The sequence below is a fragment of the Fusibacter sp. A1 genome (genome assembly GCF_004125825.1).
Classification (GTDB): domain Bacteria; phylum Bacillota; class Clostridia; order Peptostreptococcales; family Acidaminobacteraceae; genus QQWI01.
In genome coordinates, this window is sequence record NZ_QQWI01000020.1 from 24,376 (window position 1) to 31,593 (window position 7,218).

The window sequence follows — 7,218 nt, forward strand, 5'->3', positions numbered from 1 at the left end:
AGACGATTAAGGCTCAGATCTAAGTAAGTGATTAAGATGTGTATTCAAAGAAGCGGTTGCTGAATAATCCTATGTGGAGGAAGATTTAAATAATTTAACGAAACATAGCAAGAATTCTCCTTCCTCTTAGCCTTACGAACTCATAGAATAATAGCGTATGTGGGAGATATATTGCAAAAAAGAAACTGAAGAAACAGAAACAAGCTAACACATCTACAACCATATAGTGTGGTTAGCGGAGGATGATGTTTGACTACTACATGTATTGATAGTAGTAATTTAATACACCATATAAGTAGCGTTATAAATCAAATTAAATGAGAATAATAAATTTTTTCATAAAGAAAAGCGTAGGTGAATTCTACGGTTTTACATTTTATGCTGGCGATACTTTTTCTAGATGAAGTAGGAAGAACGGAAGCACATGATAAAGAGAAGCACTCTATGATTCAATTGCTATCCATACTTCCAGAGGATCAAAAAAACGAGATCATGATCTTATGGGAAGAGTTTGAAAGCTACAAATCAGAGGAGGCTATATTTGTATGAACTTTAGATTCTTTACAACCACTACTCATTCATATTCTTACATCAAAGGACAAGAGTAACCCAAAAGGTATTTTTGCCTCTAACGTTTTAGATAAGAAAAAGTTCATTGAAAAAGGGACCCCTGATTTATGGCCAACGGTGTTAAGTTTAATTGAAGAGAGTAAAGAAAAGGGACTATATTATTAAAATTATGGTATGGAAGAAAGAATTTGTCGCTAACCTGTAGCCGGTAGTACCTGTAAATTGTTGATTAACATTATGTATTACAGAAAAAATTTTAGGAACCTTTGATTTTGAATTAGTCAATCGTGATTTTGAGTGAGAGATGACTGCCTTTTGACTATGTTGAAGCAATATCGGGTAAATAATATGAATAATACCGATAATACAGATTGCTGGAACCACTGGAAAGACTATGAGCTAATAGGAGTCAAATTCCTGCAGTTGAGTGGGAGTGAGTGAAACGAACGTACTAATCGTAAAAACAGAGAAGTGCATAAATTAGAATAAAAAGACGACTGAGTGTGTTCACATACTCAGTCGTCTTTTTATTCTAATTTATATAGGGCGACGAGCCCGTTGTGGACATCTCGAAGAGTGGCCACACAGCGCGAAGAGTGGCCACACAGCGCGAAGTGATGAACCGTGTAGAGTTAGATAACATGTGATTTGTAACGCGTCGTTCACGATTTGAAAAATCGGGAACGCTCTTCTTGGCTTTCGACTCAAGAGCTAAAGAGGAAAACTCTTCTTGGTTTTTCAATATTGAGCAATGAATAAACGCTACAAACAATATTCCAATCACCATAAATACTGTAATACCACTAAATAGTATAGACGATTTATAGAAAGAACTTCACAGCAGAATTGAGATTGTTAGCTAGCTAAATCAGTCTCTATATGCGTGACTGTCACCGAGGTCTATCCTCTTCCGTTTATACCTTTGAGAAACACAGCAGAGGAGGCGGTCACTTGAGAGACAAGCGTTGCATAGGCTTTAGCTTTGATTAAATACTTGCATCCAAGAGATTCTATGGTTTGAATGATTTCTACATCGAAGTAGCCACTATCCATACGGAAAAAGATTTCCAAGTCACTCGTTTTAAGAGTGGCTACAATCTCTTTAATCAGTTCTGCAGCACCATTTGCGGTGTATGCATTACCACTTCTAACAAAACCAGTGACATAGGCTTTGAGTTCATCACAAAAGGCAAATTGTATGTTGTAACACCGGTTTCCAAGTTTTTTAGGATTGTAGCCTTTAGTAGCGCCTTCTTGGTGACCTTCTACATTAATGACACTGCTATCGATATCAATTGTGATGGATGTCAGTCCACTTTTAGAAAGTAACTTTTTAAACACTTTGAAGTTGATTTCTCTGAACATTTGCGTTGTCTTGAAGCTGAAGTTGCTTAAAAAGCGCGACACAGTTTCAGGCTCTTTAACAGAGATCTTAAACTCATGGACAAGGGGATCATTCTTTAAAAGTTTTAAACGTTCGAGCTTATCTATGCCAATAAAGTGACCGCAGAGCATGGTCTTAACATGATTCATTTTAATCTTGTTTACAGAAGCGATTTCAAAAGTGAGGTCATTTTCAATCATCTCAAAAATGCCGTTGTTTTTAGTGTTCTCTAGCATCAGAAAAAACCCTGCATTTGATGTGAGATTCTTAGCCTTAAACTCGATTTTATTTATCATAGCCATCTCCTTCACAACAACTCTGTTTGTTACATTTTTACCCACCAAATAAGGCAAAAAACATATAAATAGACGCTGATTTGTGTGGTTTTATTTCACCCAATGGGTGAAAGGATGGAGTTGGCTTAATCATTACAAGTACTTGCTTAAAGGATTATTCGAGTAGGTTACACGTAGAATCTAGGAAATATGTAAAGAAATTTGACAATGAGAAGCAACTAATCAAAGCATCAGATACAATCCTAGAAATCGAAATCACCGACATAATTGCAGTAGAGGATACGTTTGGTAATAACAACATAGTTAGTGTTGCTTTTGAACTTATCAATCAATACAAAGGTGAGGAAATAGAAAATGTTCATAGGTTATTGCTAAAAGATGAAGTCGGAATAGGGTCTAAGTACGTAGTTTTTCTATCAAAAACCTATGATGGTGGGTTATTACCAACTTCTAAAGAAGGAAGTGTTTTAGATTTAGTAAACCTTGATATTCAGGTTCAAAAGGAACTAGAAAAATTACACTAAAATTGTATCATCCGAAGAGAAGAATATCTGCGCGAATGACTCTAATTATCGGATAAGTCTTATGCTAGTTACTGAGCCTACTTGTGAAATGAAATGTATTTATGAAGGTATTGAAATTGCTAAACGTGAAGGCAAATTTAAAGGTAGAAAGAAAATTGATAAACCTGCTAAGTGGAATGAAGTTTATAGTAAGTATATGAGCAGGGAGTTAACTGCAACAAAAGCTATAGAAGTATTGGGATTAAAGAGGAATACATTTTATAAGTTCGTTGCTGAAGAAAAAGAAAGTGCATAAGATAGGTAATGAGGTAGAAAGAGCAATCTTTCTACCTTTTTTATTGTGTTGATTACAGTAATTGTTATAGGTGCAGGAGTTGTAATTATAGTAAGGGGGGGATATTAAAAGTCTACAGATTTTTTCTTATATGACATGAGTGCAATAGTAGCCTCATCTACACAACCGAAAAAAACTGCGCCGTTTCTAGCCGTCATATCAATCAACTTTTATTAAAATCGTAATCATATCCCTCATCCTACATAGATTTATCAACCCCAAGTATATTAGTGATTTTTATTCAGTAGGCTATGATAAGTTGAATGTATCTAACTAAAATAGAGATAACCAATCACCATCTTACGGAGTAAGATGTTTTCGTGGCTTGAAGGAACGAAGTGACGTTATCCTTTAACCCAGTAGATAATCTAAGTTATATAGTAAATTTGAAAATCTACTGACATTTCAAACTACTAATGTATTAGTGTTTTTTGATCAATTATTTGTGATAGTCTGAAATTGTGTATTCTAAACAAATGAGAAATCAATCTATATCATTTGGATCAAGATTCGTTACTGTGGTTTGTAAGATTGTTTATATTTTTCTTGTAGCCAGTAGATTATGTAAGTTATATAGTGAATTGAAAAATCACCTGACAAATAATCAATTAGGTTGGTAAGTATGTTTTAAAATGGTAAAATAGGATAGGGTAATTTACATAATTTATCTGCTGTTCATAGAATTGAAAAATTGATTGAACAGATTGAGGAGAAAACCTTCATGAAGCAAAGAATATTTGAAATTATCGAACCAGCTAATAATGATGATAAAGCAAGTTTATTATTCGATCGAATCATAGTAATTATGATTCTGATTAATGTGCTAGCCATAATCCTAGAGTCATTTGAAAGCCTTTCCTTGTCCTATGGTTCAACTTTTAGAATAATTGAGGTAATATCTGTTGCAGTGTTTACCGTTGAATATGTTCTTAGAATTTGGACAGCACCTCTAAAATATAAATCAATTAGCAAAACTAAATCCGTATATAGGCAAATTAAAAGTCCAATGGCAATAATTGATCTACTGGCAATACTTCCCTTCTATTTACCAATGTTCATACCAATTGATCTAAGATTTCTTAGAATTATTAGACTGACTAGAATGTTCCGTCTGTTTAAGTTAAATAGATATAACCAATCGTTAAACATGCTCAGTAGAGTAATACAGCGCGAGAAAGAACATTTGCAAGTTACACTCTTTGTAACGTTTCTATTGCTGTTAATAGCCAGTACACTCATGTATACATTTGAAAATCATGTTCAACCAGAGGCATTTAGCAATATTGTAGAAACGTTTTGGTGGGCAATTGCAACGCTTACTACGGTAGGTTATGGTGATGTTTATCCAATAACTGCTATTGGAAAAGTTCTATCAGGAATAATTGCACTACTTGGAATTGGTGTAGTAGCTTTACCAACAGGAATATTGAGTAGTGGGTTTTTGCAAGAGTTGAACGATCGAAAAGTAAGTGAATCAGATAAGTGTACTTGTCCTCATTGTGGGAAAACCTTTTAAGTGTGATTAACATATAAAAACTGGATGGTGAAATTTATGCGTGACTTTGAGGAAATTGCACATGCTGGTGGTAAAATCACAATTGAAATTGTTGATAATTCATATGGGTTTAATATTGAACATTCAATTCCTACAGCGTTTAAAGTAGGACAAATCAGGGAAGAGATATTTGGCATAGAAGTACCAATATTTATGATATCAGATAGTGAAGGAATGTATGGTTCATTGTGTAATAGTTGCGATTCTTATTTCAGGAGTGCTGTATTTATAGAAAAGTTGATTTGTCCATATTGTGGTATTAAGGACAATATAGGGGGGTTCTTTACTAAAAACCAGCAAATTTATATAAAAGTATATAAAGATACATTTTTAACAGCGATAATGCAGAAAAAAACAATGGTTATAGATTTTGATAGAATGAACAGTAATAAGCTAATGTTTAATACTAAAGTGTATTCAGAAATGAGACAGCAAACTAAATTCATATGTGATAACTGCTCAAATATAACAGATATTTTAGGCGTTTACGGATACTGTCCAAGATGCGGGGTTAGAAACACTTATAGTATATATAAGAAAAAATCAAATTTAATAAAAAGTAGTTTACAAAGTATTGAGGTGAAAAGAGATGAGCAACATGTAATAGCTGATACTTTGGCAGATTTATTAAAGCGATCGATTTCAAATTTTGATGGTTTCGGAAAAGATATAAAAAATGAACTAATTTCTAAGTTATGTATCGATAAAAAGAAGAACTTTAATAAGGAATTAAGTTTTCAGAGAGTAAAGCAAGCAGATGATATATTATTTAAGGAATATGGTATTGGATTGTTTGAAGGAATCAGTAGTGAGAATATTGAACTGATTATAAAAATGTTTCAAATAAGACATCTTTACGAGCACGGAAGCGGAATAATTGACGAGGAATATATAAAAAAATCTGGAGATAATACTGCAAAAATTGGAAGTCTTCTAAGAGTTGATTTATACGAGCTTAGAGATTTTTGCTTGACAATGGATTCACTTGTAGGAAAGTTTTGGAGTAGTTTCTTAGAAAAAGGATATTTTAAAGTACAGTAGCGCAAAACTGCTAGGGTTCTAATTTAATGTGAACTTTTACTTGAATGAATAAATATATTCGTATACGTACACATCTGCTAGATAAAGTGAAATTATGTAATTGTGTCTAATATGACATTTGCCATCGTCGATAATTGACCAAAGCAACAAAATGTATGCTAACTCATTTTTCTGCATCATCTAAATAGTATGTAATCTACTCAATAAATAGTAAATAATGCTAGTAATAAAATATTACTTTTATTGAGGGATAAGAAAACTAAGAATAACTGGAGGGCTAATTGGCTAAAAAAAAATACGAAGTTATATTCTATATAGTAATATTTTTGGTTTGAAGGTGGAACTTGAAAAAATCAAAACTCAAATAGGCAAGGAAAATGTACTTCAAATGATGATAATACTATCTTTGTTGCAATTTGACAAATCTCAAACTAAGAACTTGCAAAACATATACTTGGAAGAAATAAATCGATTACATGACGAAAAAATTTGTAAAATTATAGAAAAGGAAATTTCAAGGAATATATTATGTTCAGAACAAGGGATACTAACAGCATGGAAGTATTTAATCGCTAATAGAAATGAGAGACTTTATAAAGAACGTTCATTAGCTAAGACAGATGTATACAATACTGTGAATCTAATTTTAGCCTTACAAGATCATTTGCATAATCCTAAATTTTTAAGTCAAGAGAAACTGGAATCATATTTGATTAAGAATATTATATTTAATAGTAATAAAGATGATAGATTAGAGATTGTTAGGCCATATTTAATGTACATTTCAAGTGAAGTAAAAAGAACTAAAGCTAGTATTGAATTTGATAAGGTTTTAAGTAACTTCAAGAAAACATATCAATATTCATTAGATGATTACCTTTTGATCATTTTTGTTTTTTTCTTAAGATACTCATTTGAATATCAAACAATATCACTAGAAACGCCATGGATACTATCAATAAAAAGTACTCAACTAGGTGAAATAGCTAATCAATTATTAGTAAAAATTGCAAATGAATTGGTTGCAAATAAAGAGATGCTAAAAACATGGTCAGAAGAAAGTTGTGAATTGAATTGGGATTTTAGGATGTTCTATGAAAAACCATTATTTGATATAGGGGATTATAGAGTTATACCATTCAATAAGAAGTATCTATTATCTCAATTCTATGACTCTCTTCTATTTAAAATGCAAAGTTGTACAGATAAAAAGTGTGATTTCAATGCTTTAAATGGATATATTCTTGAAGATTACTGTACTTGGTTAGTAAAAAGTCTAGGTGGTGAAAACATAAAAAAATACAAGATAATTGAAGAGTTTAAGTATAAGAAAAATCAAAGAAAGTCCCCTGTGCATATTCCGGACCATTTTGAGCCACCGTTCCGATGAAGTGAACCCATTTAAGTAGACATGATAAGCTGAGCCATATATCATATATGGAAAAGGAGAACATCATGAGTCTACATTATAAAGTTTCATTCAAAGACAAGGTATTGAATAAACATATAAATGA

General features: G+C 32.3%; 5 protein-coding genes and 1 pseudogene. 5 read left to right on the plus strand and 1 reads right to left on the minus strand.

Annotated features, from left to right (window positions below; all coding sequences use genetic code 11):
* The first annotated feature begins 378 nt into the window (after window positions 1-378).
* On the plus strand, window positions 379-549 hold the full coding sequence (locus DWB64_RS19695; RefSeq protein WP_371682614.1) for an HD domain-containing protein: 171 nt from the start codon (window positions 379-381) through the stop codon (window positions 547-549).
* A gap of 927 nt (window positions 550-1,476) precedes the next feature.
* On the opposite strand, the pseudogene DWB64_RS18545 reads toward DWB64_RS19695, so the two are convergent.
* A pseudogene (locus tag DWB64_RS18545) lies at window positions 1,477-2,250 on the minus strand (transposase); the annotation flags it as partial.
* A gap of 585 nt (window positions 2,251-2,835) precedes the next feature.
* On the opposite strand from DWB64_RS18545, the gene DWB64_RS18550 reads away from it, so the two are divergent.
* The 4 genes from DWB64_RS18550 to DWB64_RS18565 all read left to right on the plus strand — a co-directional run bounded on the left by DWB64_RS18550 (window position 2,836) and on the right by DWB64_RS18565 (window position 7,094).
* Window positions 2,836-3,069 (plus strand): hypothetical protein, encoded by a 234-nt coding sequence (locus DWB64_RS18550; RefSeq protein ID WP_129489718.1) that lies wholly within the window; start codon window positions 2,836-2,838, stop codon window positions 3,067-3,069.
* Between the two features lie 760 nt (window positions 3,070-3,829).
* Window positions 3,830-4,624, plus strand: coding sequence for an ion transporter (locus tag DWB64_RS18555; RefSeq protein WP_129489719.1), 795 nt, complete (start codon window positions 3,830-3,832; stop codon window positions 4,622-4,624).
* A gap of 36 nt (window positions 4,625-4,660) precedes the next feature.
* Window positions 4,661-5,704, plus strand: a complete 1,044-nt coding sequence (locus DWB64_RS18560; protein ID WP_129489720.1) for a hypothetical protein — start codon at window positions 4,661-4,663, stop codon at window positions 5,702-5,704.
* Window positions 5,705-6,041: 337 nt separating this feature from the next.
* Window positions 6,042-7,094, plus strand: coding sequence for a hypothetical protein (locus DWB64_RS18565; RefSeq protein WP_129489721.1), 1,053 nt, complete (start codon window positions 6,042-6,044; stop codon window positions 7,092-7,094).
* The last annotated feature ends 124 nt before the right edge of the window (window positions 7,095-7,218 follow it).

Bases quoted from the DNA above. Each gene is read 5' to 3' on its own strand.
- DWB64_RS18550 (WP_129489718.1), top strand. From the start codon at position 2,836: ATGCTAGTTACTGAGCCTACTTGTGAAATGAAATGTATTTATGAAGGT.
- DWB64_RS19695 (WP_371682614.1), top strand. From the start codon at position 379: ATGCTGGCGATACTTTTTCTAGATGAAGTAGGAAGAACGGAAGCACAT.
- DWB64_RS18555 (WP_129489719.1), top strand. From the start codon at position 3,830: ATGAAGCAAAGAATATTTGAAATTATCGAACCAGCTAATAATGATGAT.
- DWB64_RS18560 (WP_129489720.1), top strand. From the start codon at position 4,661: ATGCGTGACTTTGAGGAAATTGCACATGCTGGTGGTAAAATCACAATT.